Origin of the sequence: Pseudomonas sp. TMW22089 (genome assembly GCF_022496645.1) — a bacterium.
Lineage (GTDB): Bacteria > Pseudomonadota > Gammaproteobacteria > Pseudomonadales > Pseudomonadaceae > Aquipseudomonas > Aquipseudomonas paraversuta.
On record NZ_SCFG01000003.1, the window covers coordinates 291,774 to 307,608 of the forward strand.

The window sequence follows — 15,835 nt, forward strand, 5'->3', positions numbered from 1 at the left end:
ATGTTGTGGCCAGGGACTCTTGTCGGAGCCGGTGCCGGCTTTTTCATTGCCAGCATTCCGGGGGCCATGCTCGGTGCTTTACTGGGGCAGGCGCTGGACCGGCGTCTGCAGTTGCACAGCTGGGCGCAGTTGCGTGAACGCTTGGGCGGTCGCCCGGCGTTGCGCAACGATGAACTGTTGTTTGTGCTGCTTGGACGGCTGGCCAAAAGCGGCGGCAGGGTGGTGGACAAGCACATTGAGCAGGCGCGCCAGGAAATGCGTCAGCTCGACATGTCCGGCCCGGCGCAGCAGCGGGCCATTGCCGCGTTCAATCGTGGCAAATCGCAGAATGACTCCCTGCGCGGCTATCTACGACGCCTGAAAGCCCAGCCCCATGCAGCAGAAGGTGTGCTGCGCGCCGGGTGGAGGATGATTTTGGCTGACGGTCGTATCGATCCCCGGGAGCGCGAGTTGATCGTGTTGTGGGGGCACTGGCTGGGCTGGACGGCGCAACAGGTGCAGGCGCTGGGCCCAGACTATGAACCGCATAGAAAACCACTGGCCACCCGTGATGGCACCTACCAGCAATCGTTAGTCCTGCTGGGGGTAACGGCGAGTACGGAGCCGGATCAGATCAAACGCGCCTATCGGCGTTTGCTCAGTCGTCATCACCCGGACAAGGTTGCCGGCAGCGGCGCGAGTCCGGCCCAGGTGCGCGAGGCCACGGAAAAAACCCGCGAACTGCACCACGCCTACGCCATGATTCGCGAGCAGCGCGGGTTTCGTTAACGGCCTGGCGGCTACTTGTAGGCAGGCTGCGGGCTGAGCCAGCCGCGTACTCGGCGAAACAGCTGTTCCTGCTCGGCTTCCTTATTGCCCGGGATGGCGTTCAGGGCAACTTGAGTGAAGTTCGTACGGCTTACCCGTTGGCTGGCCTGTCGTCGTTGCAAGGCGGCCTTGCGGGCCAGCGGCTGGTCTTTGTAGAAGATATCCAATTGCGCCAGCGAGAGATTCGGCGTCAATTGGCTCAAATCAGGTTCAACTCCGGTCGGTGTCTGCGCGGCGATCAGGATCAGTCTGGGCAGCTGGGCTGGTTGCTTTTCGCTCACATAGCGCGCAGCCCAATAGGCGCCGGTACCGTGGCCAAGCAGCACCAGGCTGCGCATGTTTTGCTGTTGGGCGAAGGCAATGGCAGCGTCAATACGGGCGTAGATCCGCTCGGCATCCGCTTTGCTCATGGCCTCAAACGTCTCGGCCGGTGGCGCTTCAGTCGTGTTTTCGGTGCCGATACTGGCCGCCTGCTCGATGGGTTTGGCTGTGGTGCTGGCCTCTTTGCTGCTAGTGTTCGGCGCCGGGGGTGCGGGAGGTGCCTGTGGCTCGGCCTGGCGCGGCTGGCTGGCCTGGCTTTGCATGTCCGGCAAGCTCAGACTCAGGCTGGCCCAGTTGGCATCCGGCAGTTTGTTGCGCAGCGGGCCCACAGTCAGTGGCCAGTCTGCACTTTCGCCTGCTCCCGGTACGAAAATCACCGCGCCACTGGGGTCGCTGCTATTGGCGGGCTTCCAGAGTGCGAGAAAACTGTCTTGCCCGGCCTGCAGTTGTTGTTGCTGGTTTTTCGGTAGCTGGCGCTCAAGAGCCGTTTCGTCTTCCATGCTGCGTTCGGGCAGCTGTGGGCGTATTTCCGGCTGATCTTGTGCAGGCTCTGGCGCCGGCTCCGGATCAGCCGCCAGTACCGGCAAGGCGTGTGGCAGGAACAACCACAGGCACAGCGCTGCAAGTGCCGGGCGCAAAGAAGACATAGGTGATTCCAGGCCAGAAGTAATCCAGGCAGCCTAATGGGTTGATCAGCATTTGTCAGGGTATGAGTGTTCCGATGAAGCGTTTTTGCTATCTGTTAATGATCGGCTGGTTATCGTTGTCCTTGATGGTCAATGCCGCGTCCATGCCTGCGGCGCAGTTGAGCCCGGAGCAACAGCAATGGCTGGCGCAGCACGGGCAGCTGCGCGTCGGCCTGGTGTTACAGGCGCCCTATGCCAAATTTGATCAACGTTTGCAGCGATTGTCCGGGGCCAACGTCGAATTGATGAAATGGCTGGCGCAGAGTCTGGGCATCGACCTGGTCTGGCATAACTATGCCGATCTGGCGCAACTGGAGCAGGCCGCCCGAGCCGGCGAGATCGACCTGGCGCCCGGGCTGACGCAGACCCCGGCGGGCTTGCGGCTGTGGCTTTTTTCTGACCCTTACATGCGGGTTCCGCATTTGTTGGTGGGCGAGCGCAACGCCGGCGGCTCTGTGGACCTGGAGCGGGTGGACAGCCAGGTCCGGGTCGCGGTGCGAATGCCCAGTTCTGCCGCCGATTATCTGCGCAGCAGCTATCCCGGTCTCAATCTGCAGGGCGTGCCCCTCGAACGCCAGGCCTTGCAGTTGTTGTTGAGCCAGCAAGCAACCTACGCGGTGGTTGATGAAGCGCAACTGACCCGGCTGTCGGCCGAGCCCGAGTTCGCCGGGCTGGCGGTGGTCGGTGACATTGGTTTGCCACAGTTGTTGCGGGTGGCCACCCGCCGCGACTGGCCGCAACTGGCCGGTATCGTGGAGCGCGGGCTGCATGCCATTCCTGCACGGGACATGGAGCAACTGCACAGCCACTGGCTGCAACCCAAGTACCCTAAGCTCGGCCCGTCTCCCGGCTTTTGGCAGAACCTGTGCTTGTTGATCGGTGTGCTATTGCTGGCCTGCATGGCAATCATGTTCTGGCAGCGTCGCCAGCAGACGGCCCTGGAGCGTGCATTGCTCCGTGCCCGTGAAGATATTGCCCTGGGCACCGCCAGTGCTGAAGCCTTGCGCTTGACTCAGTTTTCAATCGATCAAAGCCCGATGGGGATTTTGTGGGTTAACTGGGACAGTCATGTGCGCTATGCCAATCAGGCGGCAGAAGACATGCTCGGGTATCCGCCGGGGGCCGTGCTGGATCGCCCCCTGAGAGATTTTGAGCCGGGCCTGGACATGGACCGCTGGTTGACTTTATGGCGCCGCGCCCGTGCCAGCGAAGAAGCAGTGCAACGGATTGAAACCCATTGCATCCGCGCCGATGGCAGCGAGTTTCCGGCCGACGTGACCTTGAGTTTTCTGCGCTTCAAAGATGCCGAATACCTGGTGGTTTACCTGAATGACATCACCGAACGCCGCCGGGTACAGGCTGCCTTGCAGGAAAGTGATGCGCGTTTGCAGGGTATTGCCGCCAATGTCCCGGGACTGGTCTTTCGCCTGGAGCGTTCGTTGCTGACCGGCGAGCTGGACTTCCCCTACATAAGCGAAGGCAGCGAAAGCCTGGCGGGGTATTCCCCGACTACCTTGCGTCAGCGTGAAGTGGGGCTGCGCAGCCTCGTGCATCCGGATGACCGGGCGGATTACCACCGGGTTCAGGACCTGGCGCTGGACAGCGACAGCGACTGGTCATGGCAGGGCCGCATCCTGACCCGTCAGGGCCAGCAACGTTGGGCCGAGATCAAGGCCATCACCCGCAGCCTGGAAGATGGCACCGTGGTCTGGGACGGCATCGTCTGGGACATCAGCGAGAGCAAACGCATTGAGCTGGAACTGGATAGTTCGCGCGGACAGCTGCGGGAGCTGTCGGCCCACCTTGAAAGTGTGCGCGAAGAGGAAAAGGCCCATATTGCCCGTGAGGTTCACGATGAGCTGGGGCAGATGCTGACGGTCCTCAAGCTGGAGACCTCAATGTGCGAGCTGGCCTATGCCGAGCTGGATCCGGGGCTGCGCGAGCGCCTCAACAGCATGAAAAAGCTGATTGCGCAGTTGTTCCAGCTGGTACGTGATGTGGCCACGGCCCTGCGTCCGCCGATCCTGGATGCCGGCATCAGTTCCGCCATCGAATGGCAGGCCCGGCGTTTTGAAGCGCGCACGCAAATCCCTTGCCTGGTGCAGGTGCCGGAATATTTGCCGGCGCTGGGGGGGGCCAAGGAAGTCGGCCTGTTCAGAATCATGCAGGAGGCCTTGACCAACGTAATGCGCCACGCCCACGCCCAGACGGTAGAGTTGACCTTGAGCCTGGAGGGCAACGACTTGTGCCTGAGCATCAGCGATGATGGCCAGGGTTTTGTGCCCGCCACCGGCAAGCCGACTTCATTCGGCCTGGTCGGTATGCGCGAGCGTGTCCTGATGTTGGGCGGTACCCTGACTTTGCACAGTGTGCCGGGTGAGGGGACGCTGTTGAGTGTGCGGGTGCCGCTGCTCCCGGCGTCTTGAGTGACCTCTGAATAAGGAAATATCCGTGATTCGAGTACTGGTAGCTGAAGACCACACCATAGTGCGCGAGGGCATCAAACAGTTGATTGGCCTGGCCAAGGATCTGCTGGTGGTGGGCGAGGCGAGCAACGGTGAACAGTTGCTGGAAACCCTGCGCCATGTGCAGTGTGAGGTGGTGCTGTTGGATATATCCATGCCCGGGGTCAACGGCCTGGAAGCTATTCCGCGGATTCGCGCCCTGAACAACCCGCCGGCCATTCTTGTGTTATCGATGCATGACGAAGCGCAAATGGCGGCCCGCGCCCTGAAGTTCGGTGCCGCCGGTTATGCCACCAAAGACAGTGATCCGGCGCTGTTGTTGATGGCGATTCGCAAGGTTGCGGCGGGCGGGCGCTATATCGATCCGGACCTGGCCGACCGCATGGTATTTGAGGTCGGATTGACAGATGAAAGGCCATTGCACGCATTGTTGTCCGAGCGTGAGTTTTCTGTTTTCGAGCGCCTGGCCCAGGGTGTGAATGTCAACGAAATCGCCCAGCAACTGGCCCTGAGCAGTAAAACCATCAGCACCCACAAAGCGCGCTTGATGCAAAAGCTGCATATCAACTCATTGGCGGAGCTGGTGAAATACGCCATGGAGCACAAGTTGCTCTGAATGTAACCTGGCCGGTCGCGGTACTGCCGATCGCAGCTTGCGGCCGCGACGGCATATCTCGCGCATACCTGATTACGACACTTTCATGAGGTGTCTTTGCCCAGCCACTGGGCCCGCCCCAATCAACCATCCAAATCGCGACAACCCTGTAGGGCTATCCCTACAAGAAGCCTTCCAGCCTCCTGATGTGAATCTCTCCTGCGCCCCGATTTCTGTGGGCTGGCGCCTTCTTTAGTCTTGGGCTACGGCAGTCCAAAACAAAAGGTGTGGCTATGAGTGAGGTCGGTGCAAGCGCTGGGGCGAGTGAGATACTGGTCAGCTTCCGTGGCGTGCAAAAAAGCTACGACGGCGAAAACCTGATCGTCAAGGATCTCAATCTGGATATTCGCAAAGGCGAATTTCTGACCTTGCTCGGGCCGTCCGGTTCGGGCAAAACCACCAGCCTGATGATGCTGGCCGGTTTCGAAACGCCAACCGCCGGCGAGATTTTACTGGCCGGGCGCGCGATCAATCACGTGCCACCGCACAAGCGCGACATCGGCATGGTGTTCCAGAACTACGCACTGTTCCCCCATATGACCGTGGCGGAAAACCTTGGTTTTCCGCTGTCGGTGCGCGGCCTCAATCGAACCGATATCAGCGAACGGGTCAAGCGCGTGCTGAGCATGGTGCAGCTGGATGCCTTCGCCCAGCGTTACCCGGCCCAGTTGTCCGGTGGTCAGCAACAGCGGGTCGCGCTGGCGCGGGCGCTGGTGTTCGAACCGCAGCTGGTGCTGATGGATGAACCGCTGGGGGCTCTGGACAAACAACTGCGCGAGCACATGCAGATGGAGATCAAGCATCTGCATCAACGTCTGGGCGTGACGGTGGTCTATGTCACCCATGACCAGGGCGAAGCCTTGACCATGTCCGACCGGGTAGCGGTATTCCATCAGGGTGAAATCCAGCAGATTGCCCCGCCCCGTACCCTCTACGAAGAGCCGAAAAACACCTTTGTCGCCAACTTCATCGGCGAAAACAACCGCCTTAATGGCCGTCTGCACAGTCAGGACGGTGAGCGCTGCGTGGTCGAGCTGGGGCGCGGTGAGAAAGTCCAGGCACTGGCGGTAAACGTGGGGCGCACGGGTGATCCGGTGACCCTGTCGATACGGCCTGAGCGCATCTGTCTCAATGGTTCCAGCGAAGCCTGCGCCAACCGTTTCTCGGGCCGGGTCGAAGAGTTTATTTATCTGGGCGATCACGTCCGGGTGCGCATGGAAGTGTGCGGCAAGACCGATTTTTTTGTGAAACAGCCGATTGCTGAACTGGACCCCTCCCTGGCCGTCGGTGACGTCGTGCCGCTGGGCTGGCAGGTCGAACATGTACGTGCGCTGGACCCTCTCTTAGAGGCGAATTAATCGCCCCGGCTTCACCAACCCTGCACAGTGGAGAACAAAAAATGCATACATCCCTGAAGTTCACGGCCTTGAGTCTGGGTCTGATGTTCGCTGCCAATGCCCTGGCCGCAACCGATCTGACCGTGGTGTCGTTTGGCGGTGCGAACAAGGCGGCTCAGGTCAAAGCCTTCTATGCACCCTGGGAAGCCAAAGGCGAGGGCAAAATCATCGCCGGTGAATACAACGGCGAAATGGCCAAGATCAAGGCCATGGTCGACACCAAAAGCATTTCCTGGGACCTGGTAGAAGTCGAATCGCCGGAGCTGTCCCGCGGTTGCGATGAAGACATGTTCGAAGCGCTGGACCCGGCCCTGTTCGGTAATCCTGAGCAGTACGTCAAAGGGGCGATTCAGACCTGCGGTGCCGGCTTCTTCGTCTGGTCCACCGTGCTGGCCTACAACGCCGACAAGTTGAAAACTGCGCCCACCAGCTGGGCAGACTTCTGGGACACCAAAACCTTCCCCGGCAAACGCGGCCTGCGCAAGGGCGCCAAGTACACCCTGGAATTTGCCTTGATGGCCGACGGTGTAGCGCCCAAGGATGTGTACAAGGTGCTGGCGAGCAAGGAAGGGCAGAACCGCGCCTTCAAAAAGCTGGATGAACTCAAGCCGAGCATCCAGTGGTGGGAAGCGGGCGCACAGCCGCCGCAGTACCTGGCTTCCGGTGATGTGGTGATGAGTTCGGCATACAACGGCCGCATCGCAGCCGTGCAGAAAGAAAGCAATCTGAAGATTGTGTGGAACGGCGGGATTTATGACTTTGATGCATGGGCCATTCCCAAAGGCCTGAGCAAAGACAAGGCCGAAGTGGCGAAGAAGTTCATCGCTTTCACCCTGCAGCCGCAACAGCAGAGCCTGTACTCGCAAAACATCGCCTACGGCCCGGCCAACAAGGAGGCCATGCCACTGTTGCCTGAAGCCGTGCAGGCAGACATGCCGACCGCTGCACAAAACATCGCCAATCAGGTGCAGATCGACGTCACCTTCTGGGCTGACAACGGCGAGCAGCTGGAGCAGCGCTTCAACGCTTGGGCTGCCAAGTAAGCAGTGCTGACATGCGGCGCAGCTGATCAGGGCGCGCCGCCATCGTTTAAAGATTTTCGGAGTTCGCCATGGCCATCGCCGTTCCCCTGAACGAGGTCTCCAGCCCCACGTTGAAGAAGCGCCTGGCGCATGCCGAGCGGATTAACCGCTGGAAAGCGCAGGCGCTGATTGCACCGTTGGTTATTTTTTTGCTGCTGGTGTTCCTGGTACCAATCGCGGCCCTGCTCTACAAAAGTGTCGGCAACCCGGAAGTGGTTGGTGGATTGCCACGCACGGTAGTGGCGGTGGCCAGTTGGGATGGCAAAGGCCTGCCCGCGGAACCGGTCTACCAGTCCCTTAGCGAAGACCTGGCCGAGGCCCGCAAGAATCAGGTTCTGGGCGACTTGTCCAAGCGCCTGAACATGGAGCTGGCCGGTTATCGCAGTTTGCTGATGAAAACCGCCAAGGCGCTGCCGTTCAAGGCGGTACCCGAGTCATATAAAGACGCGATGGAAGCCCTCGACGAGCGTTGGGGCGACCCGGCGTACTGGCAGGCGATCAAGCGCAACACTTCAAGCGTGACCCCGTTTTATCTGTTGGCGGCTGTCGATCACCGGATCGATGACCTGGGCGAAATTGCTCCCGCCACACCGGACCAATCGATCTATCTGGATATTTTCGCCCGGACCTTCTGGATGGGCCTGGTGATCACCTGTATCTGCCTGGTGCTGGCCTATCCGCTGGCGTATTTGCTGGCCAATCTTCCCGCTCGGCAAAGCAACCTGCTGATGATCCTGGTGCTGTTGCCATTCTGGACCTCGGTACTGGTGCGGGTCGCGGCCTGGATTGTGCTGCTGCAGTCAGGGGGGCTGATCAACAGTGCGCTGATGAGCCTGGGGGTGATCGATCAGCCGCTGGAGCTGGTGTTCAACCGTACCGGGGTGTACATCTCGATGGTGCACATTCTGCTGCCGTTCATGATCTTGCCGATTTACAGCGTGATGAAAGGTATTTCACCGACCTATATGCGGGCGGCGATCTCATTGGGCTGTCATCCATTTGCGAGCTTCTGGCGGGTGTATTTCCCGCAAACCTATGCCGGAGTCGGGGCGGGCTGTTTGCTGGTCTTCATCATCGCCATCGGTTACTACATCACCCCGGCGTTGCTCGGCAGCCCGAATGATCAAATGGTCAGCTACTTCGTGGCGTTCTACACCAACACCAGTATCAACTGGGGCATGGCGACGGCCCTGGGCGGTTTGTTGTTGCTGGCGACCGTGGTGCTGTATCTGATTTACAACTGGCTGGTGGGCGCTAGTCGCCTGCGTTTGAGTTAAGGAGACCGCCATGCTTAGCCCTTATATGTCACCAATCGAGCGGGTCTGGTATTACAGTTTGCGCATTCTTTGCGGGCTGATTCTGTTGTTTCTGATCTTGCCGGTGCTGGTGATCATTCCGTTGTCGTTCAACTCGGGCAGCTTTCTGGTGTATCCGTTGCAGGGGTTCTCGCTGCACTGGTATCAGGACTTTTTCGCTTCGTCAGAATGGATGCGGGCCTTGCGCAACAGCATCATCGTGGCGCCGGCGGCCACGGTGCTGGCAATGGTCTTTGGCACGCTGGCGGCCATTGGCCTGACCCGCAGCGACTTCCCCGGCAAGGCGCTGGTCATGGCGCTGGTGATATCGCCCATGGTGGTGCCGGTGGTGATTATCGGTGTGGCCAGCTACCTGTTCTTTGCACCGCTGGGGTTTGGCAACAGCTTCCTGTCCCTGATCGTGGTGCATGCGGTGTTGGGAGTGCCATTCGTGATCATCACGGTCTCGGCCACTTTGCAGGGGTTCAATCAGAATCTGGTGCGCGCTGCAGCCAGTCTGGGGGCTTCACCTCTGACCGCCTTTCGCCGGGTGACCTTGCCGCTGATTGCGCCGGGAGTCATTTCGGGCGCGCTGTTCGCTTTTGCAACCTCGTTCGATGAGGTAGTGGTCACCCTGTTCCTGGCGGGCCCGGAGCAGGCAACGTTGCCGCGGCAGATGTTCAGCGGCATCCGTGAAAACCTCAGTCCGACCATTGCTGCGGCAGCTACCTTGCTGATCGCGTTCTCGGTGGTATTGCTGCTGACGCTCGAGTGGTTGCGCGGGCGCAGCGAGAAACTGCGCACGGCCCAGGCCTAGGCCTTAGATCCAGCAGGCATCCCACAGGGGGTAATCCCCGATACGCGTGGCGAGACCTGCGCGGATCGGGTTTTTGACGATATGACGGGCGGCAGCCTTGAGGTCTTCCTCCTGGCGTAATGCTCTGTCGTGATATCCCTTTTGCCATAGACGACCGCTGGATTGAGCGGCCTGATTGATTGCCACGCAACTGCGTGACTTGATCCGGCACATCAGTTCGCCCAGTGTTTTGCTGCGTAATTCGATTAACCAGTGACAATGATCTGGCATGACCACCCAGGCAATAGAGTTGACGATGCCTTCGTCGTGGGCGTCCCTGAGTTGATTGACCAGCAGGCGTCCTGACTGAAAGTTTTCGAAGACCGGGCGCCGATTGTCGGTGACTGTTGTGAGCAGATAGATCCGGCCATGTTCTGAGTAGCGACCTTTCAATAGTTGATGACTGCTAAATGAGTGTGGCATTCCTTTGCCCTCATGATGGTGGGTGTTGTTTAACTTAAGACTGCAACACAACAGACGGCTGGTTCTTGGTTCACAAGATATTTCTGGAAGGTTCTTCGGCCCTTTTCACAGCAGGTTCATGATCGGTTACGGCTCTATAGTTGCGGCCGAAGGCTGCAATCGGGTGCGAAGCGGCCGTAAGAGATGCGTCGTCACGCAGTCAATCATCACCGCCCGGTGTTCGGGGCTCGGGTCGGCGGTATACAATGCGCGCCACCGTGTTTTGCTCACTAAAGGTGCGTTATGCAGCCCTTCGCTATTGCCCCATCGATTCTTTCCGCCGATTTCGCCCGTCTTGGCGAAGAGGTCGACAATGTGCTCGCCGCTGGCGCTGATATCGTGCACTTCGATGTCATGGACAATCATTACGTGCCCAACCTGACCATCGGCCCGATGGTTTGTGCTGCCTTGCGCAAGTACGGCATCACCGCTCCCATCGATGCTCATTTGATGGTCAGCCCGGTAGACCGGATCATCGGCGACTTTATTGAAGCCGGCGCGACTTACATCACGTTCCACCCGGAAGCCACGCAACACGTTGACCGTTCCCTGCAACTGATCCGTGAAGGCGGCTGCAAGGCGGGCCTGGTGTTTAACCCGGCAACGCCACTGGACGTGCTCAAGTACGTGATGGACAAGGTCGACATGGTCTTGCTGATGAGCGTCAACCCTGGCTTCGGGGGGCAGAAATTCATCCCCGGCACCCTCGACAAATTGCGCGAAGCCCGTGCCCTGATTGACGCCAGCGGACGTGACATCCGCCTGGAAATCGACGGCGGCGTCAACGTCGGCAACATCCGTGAGATCGCTGAGGCGGGTGCCGACACATTCGTCGCGGGTTCGGCGATTTTCAATACACCTGACTACAAAGAAGTCATTCAAAAAATGCGCGCCGAGCTTGCGTTGGCCCGTCCATGAGTGGCTTTGAGCAGCTGCTTCAGGGGCAGCTGCCAAAACTGGTGATGTTCGATCTGGACGGAACCCTGATCGATTCGGTGCCGGATCTGGCAGTCGCCGTGGAGACCATGCTGCTCAAGCTGGGCCGCCCGCCCGCAGGTATAGAGAACGTGCGGATGTGGATTGGCAACGGTGCGCCCATGCTGGTGCGCCGTGCTCTTGCCGGCAGCCTGGAGGCTTCAGGGGTCGATGATCCTGAAGCCGAACAGGCGCTGGAAATTTTCATGGACGCCTACGATGGCGGCCATGATCTGACCAGGGTTTACCCTGGTGTACGCGAAAGCCTCAAATGGCTGCAGAAGCAGGGCGTCGAAATGGCGTTGATCACTAACAAGCCCGAGCGCTTTGTGGCGCCGTTGCTGGATGAGTTGAAGCTGGGCCGGTTTTTCCGCTGGATCATTGGCGGAGACACCCTGCCACAAAAGAAACCTGATCCCGCCGCGCTGTTGTTTGTGATGAAAATGGCCGGTGTGGCACCTGAGCAGGCATTGTTTGTCGGTGATTCGCGCAATGACGTGCTGGCAGCCAAAGCCGCAGGCGTGAAGTGTGTAGCCCTGAGTTACGGTTACAATCACGGCCGGCCGATTGAAGAAGAGTCACCCGATATGGTGATCGGTAACCTTCATGAGCTTATAGCCGGTTGCTTAGATTCTGCGCCTGAGATAACGTTGGGCAATTCTGTTCACCCCTCTCGAAGAGATTCCATCGTGGTGGTCACTCGCAAACTCTGGATGAAAGTTATCAAGGCCCTGGCCCGTTGGCGTTGGCGCGCCTGACTTGAATCTGGCCGGAGATCCGGCACGTTTGCATACCTGACTGTTTGACCCTCAGACCACGAGGCACCTCATGATCCGCGAAGAATTCCTGCGTTTGGCCGCTGCCGGCTACAACCGTATCCCCCTTGCACGTGAAACCCTTGCTGACTTCGACACACCCTTGTCGATCTACCTGAAACTGGCTGACCAGCCCAACTCCTATTTGCTGGAGTCGGTGCAGGGCGGCGAGAAGTGGGGGCGTTATTCGATCATTGGCTTGCCATGTCGCACTGTACTTCGCGTGCATGAGCAGCAGATCCGGGTGACCCATGACGGCGTCGAAATCGAGTCCCTTGAAGCGGATGATCCACTGACCTTCGTTGAAGAGTTCAAGGCCCGCTACAACGTACCGACCATCGCCGGGCTGCCACGCTTCAACGGCGGGCTGGTGGGCTATTTCGGTTATGACTGTGTGCGCTACGTGGAGAAACGTCTGGGCAAGTGCCCGAACCCGGACCCGCTGGGGGTGCCCGATATTTTGCTGATGGTGTCCGACGCGGTGGTGGTGTTCGACAACCTGGCCGGCAAGATGCACGCCATCGTACTGGTCGACCCTGCGCAGCCTGATGCCTACGATGCAGGCCAGGCCCGCCTTGAGGCTTTGCTTGAACAGTTGCGCCAGCCGATTACGCCGCGTCAAGGCCTGGATTTCACCAGGCAGCAAGCAGCCGATCCGGTGTTCCGTTCCAGCTTCACCCAGTCTGATTACGAAAAAGCCGTCGACACCATCAAGGACTACATCCTGGCGGGCGACTGCATGCAAGTAGTGCCGTCGCAGCGGATGTCCATCGACTTCAAGGCTGCGCCGATCGATCTGTACCGCGCGCTGCGCTGCTTCAACCCGACGCCTTACATGTACTTCTTCAACTTCGGCGACTTCCACGTGGTGGGCAGTTCGCCGGAAGTGCTGGTGCGGGTCGAAGACAACCTGATTACCGTGCGCCCGATTGCCGGTACCCGTCCCCGTGGCGCAACCGAAGAGGCTGACCTGGCGCTGGAGCAAGACCTGCTCAGCGACGACAAGGAAATCGCCGAGCACTTGATGCTGATCGACCTTGGGCGCAATGACACAGGGCGTGTTTCGGAAATCGGCTCGGTCAGGCTCACCGAGAAAATGGTGATCGAGCGTTACTCCAACGTGATGCACATTGTGTCCAACGTCACCGGCCAGCTCAAAAGCGGGCTAACGGCGATGGATGCGCTGCGGGCGATTCTGCCGGCGGGAACCTTGTCAGGTGCGCCGAAAATCCGCGCGATGGAAATCATCGACGAGCTGGAGCCGGTCAAGCGCGGTGTATATGGCGGCGCAGTCGGTTATTTCGCCTGGAACGGCAATATGGACACGGCCATCGCGATTCGTACTGCGGTGATCAAGAACGGTGAATTGCATGTGCAAGCCGGCGGCGGCATTGTCGCCGACTCGGTACCGGCCCTGGAGTGGGAAGAGACGCTGAACAAACGCCGCGCGATGTTTCGTGCCGTAGCGCTCGCTGAACAAACCCCCGCATCCGACGCCTGAGGAGCTTTGCCATGTTGCTGATGATCGATAATTACGACTCTTTTACCTACAACGTTGTGCAGTACCTCGGCGAGCTGGGTGCAGAGGTCAAGGTGGTGCGCAACGATGAGCTGAGCATTGCCCAGATCGAAGCGCTGAAACCTGAGCGCATTGTGGTCTCGCCCGGCCCGTGCACGCCGAACGAGGCGGGTATCTCGCTTGAAGCCATCAAGTATTTTGCCGGCAAGCTGCCGATTCTGGGGGTATGCCTGGGCCATCAGTCCATCGGGCAGGCCTTCGGTGGTGATGTGGTTCGCGCCCGGCAAGTGATGCACGGTAAAACCAGTCCGGTGTATCACCTGGATACCGGGGTGTTCCAGGGATTGAACAACCCGCTGACCGTGACCCGTTACCACTCGCTGGTGGTCAAGCGTGAAACCTTGCCTGAGTGCCTGGAGCTGACGGCCTGGACGCAACACGCCGATGGCTCGGTGGACGAGATCATGGGCTTGCGCCACAAAACGCTGAACATCGAAGGGGTGCAATTCCACCCCGAGTCGATCCTGACCGAACAGGGTCATGAACTGTTTGCCAACTTTCTTAAACAAACCGGCGGCACGCGCTAAGGACTTTATATGGATATCAAGACTGCCCTGAACCGTATCGTCGGTCATCTGGACCTGACCACCGAAGAAATGCGCGATGTGATGCGCGACATCATGACCGGTCAGTGCACCGAGGCGCAGATTGGCGCGTTCATGATGGGCATGCGCATGAAAAGCGAAAGCATCGACGAGATTGTCGGTGCTGTGACGGTGATGCGCGAGCTGGCGGACAAGGTTGAACTCAAGACCCTGGACGGTGTGGTCGACATTGTTGGCACCGGCGGCGATGGTGCGAATATTTTCAACGTGTCCACGGCTTCCGCTCTGGTAATTGCGGCCGCAGGCTGCACTGTAGCCAAGCACGGTAACCGCGCCGTGTCGGGTAAAAGCGGCAGCGCTGATTTGCTGGAGGCCGCCGGTGTGTACTTGAACCTGACGCCCGTGCAAGTCGCCCGTTGTATCGACAGCGTGGGCATCGGTTTCATGTTTGCCCAGTCCCACCACGGTGCCATGAAGCACGCGGCCATTCCGCGTCGCGATCTGGGCCTGCGGACTTTGTTCAATATGCTTGGCCCGCTTACGAATCCGGCCGGCGTAGTGCATCAGGTCGTAGGTGTATTCAATCAGGCGCTGTGCCGACCGCTGGCTGAAGTGCTGCAGCGTCTGGGCAGCAAGCATGTGCTGGTGGTGCATTCGCAAGATGGTCTGGACGAGTTCAGCCTGGCGGCCCCGACCTTTGTTGCGGAACTGAACAAAGGCGAGATTACTGAATATTGGGTGCAGCCTGAAGATTTGGGTATCAAGAGCCAGAGCCTGTTCGGTCTGGTGGTCGACAGTCCGGAACAATCGCTGGAGCTGATCCGCGATGCCCTGGGCCGACGCAAGACAGAAGCAGGCCAGAAGGCCGCCGAGATGATCGTGCTCAATGCCGGGGCCGCGTTGTATGCCGCTGATCTTGCCTACACTCTCAAAGAGGGGGTGGCTTTGGCTCACGATGCGCTGCATACAGGTCTGGCTCGGGAAAAACTCGAAGAGCTGGGTGCCTTTACCGCCATCTTCAAACAGGAGAACCAAGCATGAGTGTGCCTACCGTTCTGGAAAATATTCTGGCGCGTAAAGTTCAGGAAGTGGCCGAGCGCAGCGCTCGTGTGAGCCTGGCCGAACTTGAACGTATGGCAGCTCAGGCTGATCCGGTGCGCGGCTTCGCCAGGGCCATGCTGGCGCAGGCCAAGTTGAAACAGCCAGCGGTCATCGCCGAGATCAAAAAGGCTTCGCCAAGCAAGGGCGTAATTCGCGAGCACTTTGTGCCTGCCGAAATTGCCCAGAGTTATGAAAAAGGTGGTGCTACCTGTCTGTCGGTACTCACCGATATTGATTTTTTCCAGGGCGCCGATCTGTACCTGCAGCAGGCTCGCGCTGCCTGCAAGCTGCCAGTGATCCGCAAAGACTTCATGATCGATCCGTACCAGATCGTCGAAGCCCGGGCCTTGGGCGCAGACTGCGTGTTGTTGATCGTCTCTGCGCTGGATGACGTGAAAATGGCCGAGCTGGCTGCCGTTGCCAAAAGCGTTGGGCTGGATGTTCTGGTCGAAGTGCATGATGGCGATGAGCTTGAGCGTGCACTCAAGACCCTGGACACGCCATTGCTGGGGATCAATAACCGTAATCTGCACACTTTTGACGTCAGCCTGGAAACCACCCTGGATCTGTTGCCGCGTATCCCGCGGGATCGACTGGTGATTACCGAGAGCGGGATTCTCAACCGGGCAGACGTGGAGCTGATGGAAATCAGCGACGTGTATTCGTTCCTGGTGGGCGAAGCCTTTATGCGTGCAGAAAACCCGGGTAATGAACTGCAGCGTCTGTTCTTCCCGGAGCGGGTTGTGCAGGTAACGGGCTCTACCCTGGATTAACCGGCGCTCTGCAGGCATCGG

15 protein-coding genes are annotated in these 15,835 nt (G+C 59.2%); 13 read left to right on the plus strand and 2 right to left on the minus strand.

The window, feature by feature from the left end:
• Entirely contained in the window at positions 1-768 is a 768-nt protein-coding gene (locus EQV90_RS05440; RefSeq protein ID WP_003444495.1) for a TerB family tellurite resistance protein, read from the plus strand.
• An 11-nt stretch (positions 769-779) separates the two neighbouring features.
• Here EQV90_RS05440 and EQV90_RS05445 read toward each other — a convergent pair whose 3' ends face one another.
• On the minus strand, positions 780-1,775 hold the full coding sequence (locus tag EQV90_RS05445; protein WP_240877842.1) for an alpha/beta hydrolase family protein: 996 nt from the start codon (positions 1,773-1,775) through the stop codon (positions 780-782).
• A gap of 125 nt (positions 1,776-1,900) precedes the next feature.
• Here EQV90_RS05445 and EQV90_RS05450 point away from each other — a divergent pair, with 125 nt between their 5' ends.
• The 6 genes from EQV90_RS05450 to EQV90_RS05475 all read left to right on the plus strand — a co-directional run bounded on the left by EQV90_RS05450 (position 1,901) and on the right by EQV90_RS05475 (position 9,525).
• Complete coding sequence (locus EQV90_RS05450) at positions 1,901-4,240, plus strand: transporter substrate-binding domain-containing protein (protein WP_240877849.1); 2,340 nt, start codon at positions 1,901-1,903, stop codon at positions 4,238-4,240.
• A 25-nt stretch (positions 4,241-4,265) separates the two neighbouring features.
• On the plus strand, positions 4,266-4,895 hold the full coding sequence (locus EQV90_RS05455) for a response regulator transcription factor (protein WP_003444492.1): 630 nt from the start codon (positions 4,266-4,268) through the stop codon (positions 4,893-4,895).
• A gap of 272 nt (positions 4,896-5,167) precedes the next feature.
• Positions 5,168-6,292: an ABC transporter ATP-binding protein gene (locus tag EQV90_RS05460; RefSeq protein WP_003444491.1), complete on the plus strand. Its 1,125-nt coding sequence runs from the start codon at positions 5,168-5,170 to the stop codon at positions 6,290-6,292.
• Positions 6,293-6,333: 41 nt separating this feature from the next.
• Positions 6,334-7,374, plus strand: coding sequence for an ABC transporter substrate-binding protein (locus tag EQV90_RS05465; RefSeq protein ID WP_003444490.1), 1,041 nt, complete (start codon positions 6,334-6,336; stop codon positions 7,372-7,374).
• Positions 7,375-7,442: 68 nt separating this feature from the next.
• On the plus strand, positions 7,443-8,690 hold the full coding sequence (locus EQV90_RS05470; protein ID WP_003444488.1) for an ABC transporter permease: 1,248 nt from the start codon (positions 7,443-7,445) through the stop codon (positions 8,688-8,690).
• Positions 8,691-8,700: 10 nt separating this feature from the next.
• Positions 8,701-9,525: an ABC transporter permease gene (locus tag EQV90_RS05475; RefSeq protein ID WP_240877843.1), complete on the plus strand. Its 825-nt coding sequence runs from the start codon at positions 8,701-8,703 to the stop codon at positions 9,523-9,525.
• Positions 9,526-9,528: 3 nt separating this feature from the next.
• On the opposite strand, the gene EQV90_RS05480 is transcribed toward EQV90_RS05475, so the two are convergent.
• Complete coding sequence (locus EQV90_RS05480) at positions 9,529-9,987, minus strand: transposase (protein ID WP_003444484.1); 459 nt, start codon at positions 9,985-9,987, stop codon at positions 9,529-9,531.
• Positions 9,988-10,269: 282 nt separating this feature from the next.
• On the opposite strand from EQV90_RS05480, the gene rpe reads away from it, so the two are divergent.
• From rpe to trpC, 6 genes are all read left to right on the plus strand, one after another.
• Positions 10,270-10,944: a ribulose-phosphate 3-epimerase gene (gene rpe / locus EQV90_RS05485; RefSeq protein ID WP_003444482.1), complete on the plus strand. Its 675-nt coding sequence runs from the start codon at positions 10,270-10,272 to the stop codon at positions 10,942-10,944.
• Positions 10,941-11,759 carry a phosphoglycolate phosphatase gene (locus tag EQV90_RS05490; protein WP_003444480.1) on the plus strand — a complete coding sequence of 273 codons (819 nt, stop codon included), beginning with the start codon at positions 10,941-10,943 and terminating at the stop codon, positions 11,757-11,759. Before rpe ends, EQV90_RS05490 begins: the two co-directional genes overlap by 4 nt.
• 70 nt (positions 11,760-11,829) lie before the next feature.
• On the plus strand, positions 11,830-13,317 hold the full coding sequence (gene trpE, locus EQV90_RS05495) for an anthranilate synthase component I (protein WP_003444478.1): 1,488 nt from the start codon (positions 11,830-11,832) through the stop codon (positions 13,315-13,317).
• An 11-nt stretch (positions 13,318-13,328) separates the two neighbouring features.
• Positions 13,329-13,922: an aminodeoxychorismate/anthranilate synthase component II gene (locus tag EQV90_RS05500; RefSeq protein WP_010656639.1), complete on the plus strand. Its 594-nt coding sequence runs from the start codon at positions 13,329-13,331 to the stop codon at positions 13,920-13,922.
• Positions 13,923-13,931: 9 nt separating this feature from the next.
• Positions 13,932-14,981 (plus strand): anthranilate phosphoribosyltransferase, encoded by a 1,050-nt coding sequence (gene trpD, locus EQV90_RS05505; protein WP_003444474.1) that lies wholly within the window; start codon positions 13,932-13,934, stop codon positions 14,979-14,981.
• Positions 14,978-15,814, plus strand: coding sequence for an indole-3-glycerol phosphate synthase TrpC (trpC, locus tag EQV90_RS05510; protein WP_003444473.1), 837 nt, complete (start codon positions 14,978-14,980; stop codon positions 15,812-15,814). The genes trpD and trpC overlap by 4 nt, the downstream gene beginning before the upstream one ends.
• Positions 15,815-15,835 lie beyond the last annotated feature (21 nt).

What these genes read in the sequence shown, in the direction of transcription:
- EQV90_RS05460 (WP_003444491.1), top strand. Translation starts at nt 5,168, where the DNA reads ATGAGTGAGGTCGGTGCAAGCGCTGGGGCGAGTGAGATACTGGTCAGC.
- trpE (WP_003444478.1), top strand. Translation starts at nt 11,830, where the DNA reads ATGATCCGCGAAGAATTCCTGCGTTTGGCCGCTGCCGGCTACAACCGT.
- EQV90_RS05465 (WP_003444490.1), top strand. Translation starts at nt 6,334, where the DNA reads ATGCATACATCCCTGAAGTTCACGGCCTTGAGTCTGGGTCTGATGTTC.
- EQV90_RS05440 (WP_003444495.1), top strand. Translation starts at nt 1, where the DNA reads ATGTTGTGGCCAGGGACTCTTGTCGGAGCCGGTGCCGGCTTTTTCATT.
- EQV90_RS05490 (WP_003444480.1), top strand. Translation starts at nt 10,941, where the DNA reads ATGAGTGGCTTTGAGCAGCTGCTTCAGGGGCAGCTGCCAAAACTGGTG.
- rpe (WP_003444482.1), top strand. Translation starts at nt 10,270, where the DNA reads ATGCAGCCCTTCGCTATTGCCCCATCGATTCTTTCCGCCGATTTCGCC.
- EQV90_RS05470 (WP_003444488.1), top strand. Translation starts at nt 7,443, where the DNA reads ATGGCCATCGCCGTTCCCCTGAACGAGGTCTCCAGCCCCACGTTGAAG.
- EQV90_RS05445 (WP_240877842.1), bottom strand. Translation starts at nt 1,775, where the DNA reads ATGTCTTCTTTGCGCCCGGCACTTGCAGCGCTGTGCCTGTGGTTGTTC.
- EQV90_RS05500 (WP_010656639.1), top strand. Translation starts at nt 13,329, where the DNA reads ATGTTGCTGATGATCGATAATTACGACTCTTTTACCTACAACGTTGTG.
- trpD (WP_003444474.1), top strand. Translation starts at nt 13,932, where the DNA reads ATGGATATCAAGACTGCCCTGAACCGTATCGTCGGTCATCTGGACCTG.
- trpC (WP_003444473.1), top strand. Translation starts at nt 14,978, where the DNA reads ATGAGTGTGCCTACCGTTCTGGAAAATATTCTGGCGCGTAAAGTTCAG.
- EQV90_RS05450 (WP_240877849.1), top strand. Translation starts at nt 1,901, where the DNA reads ATGGTCAATGCCGCGTCCATGCCTGCGGCGCAGTTGAGCCCGGAGCAA.
- EQV90_RS05475 (WP_240877843.1), top strand. Translation starts at nt 8,701, where the DNA reads ATGCTTAGCCCTTATATGTCACCAATCGAGCGGGTCTGGTATTACAGT.
- EQV90_RS05480 (WP_003444484.1), bottom strand. Translation starts at nt 9,987, where the DNA reads ATGCCACACTCATTTAGCAGTCATCAACTATTGAAAGGTCGCTACTCA.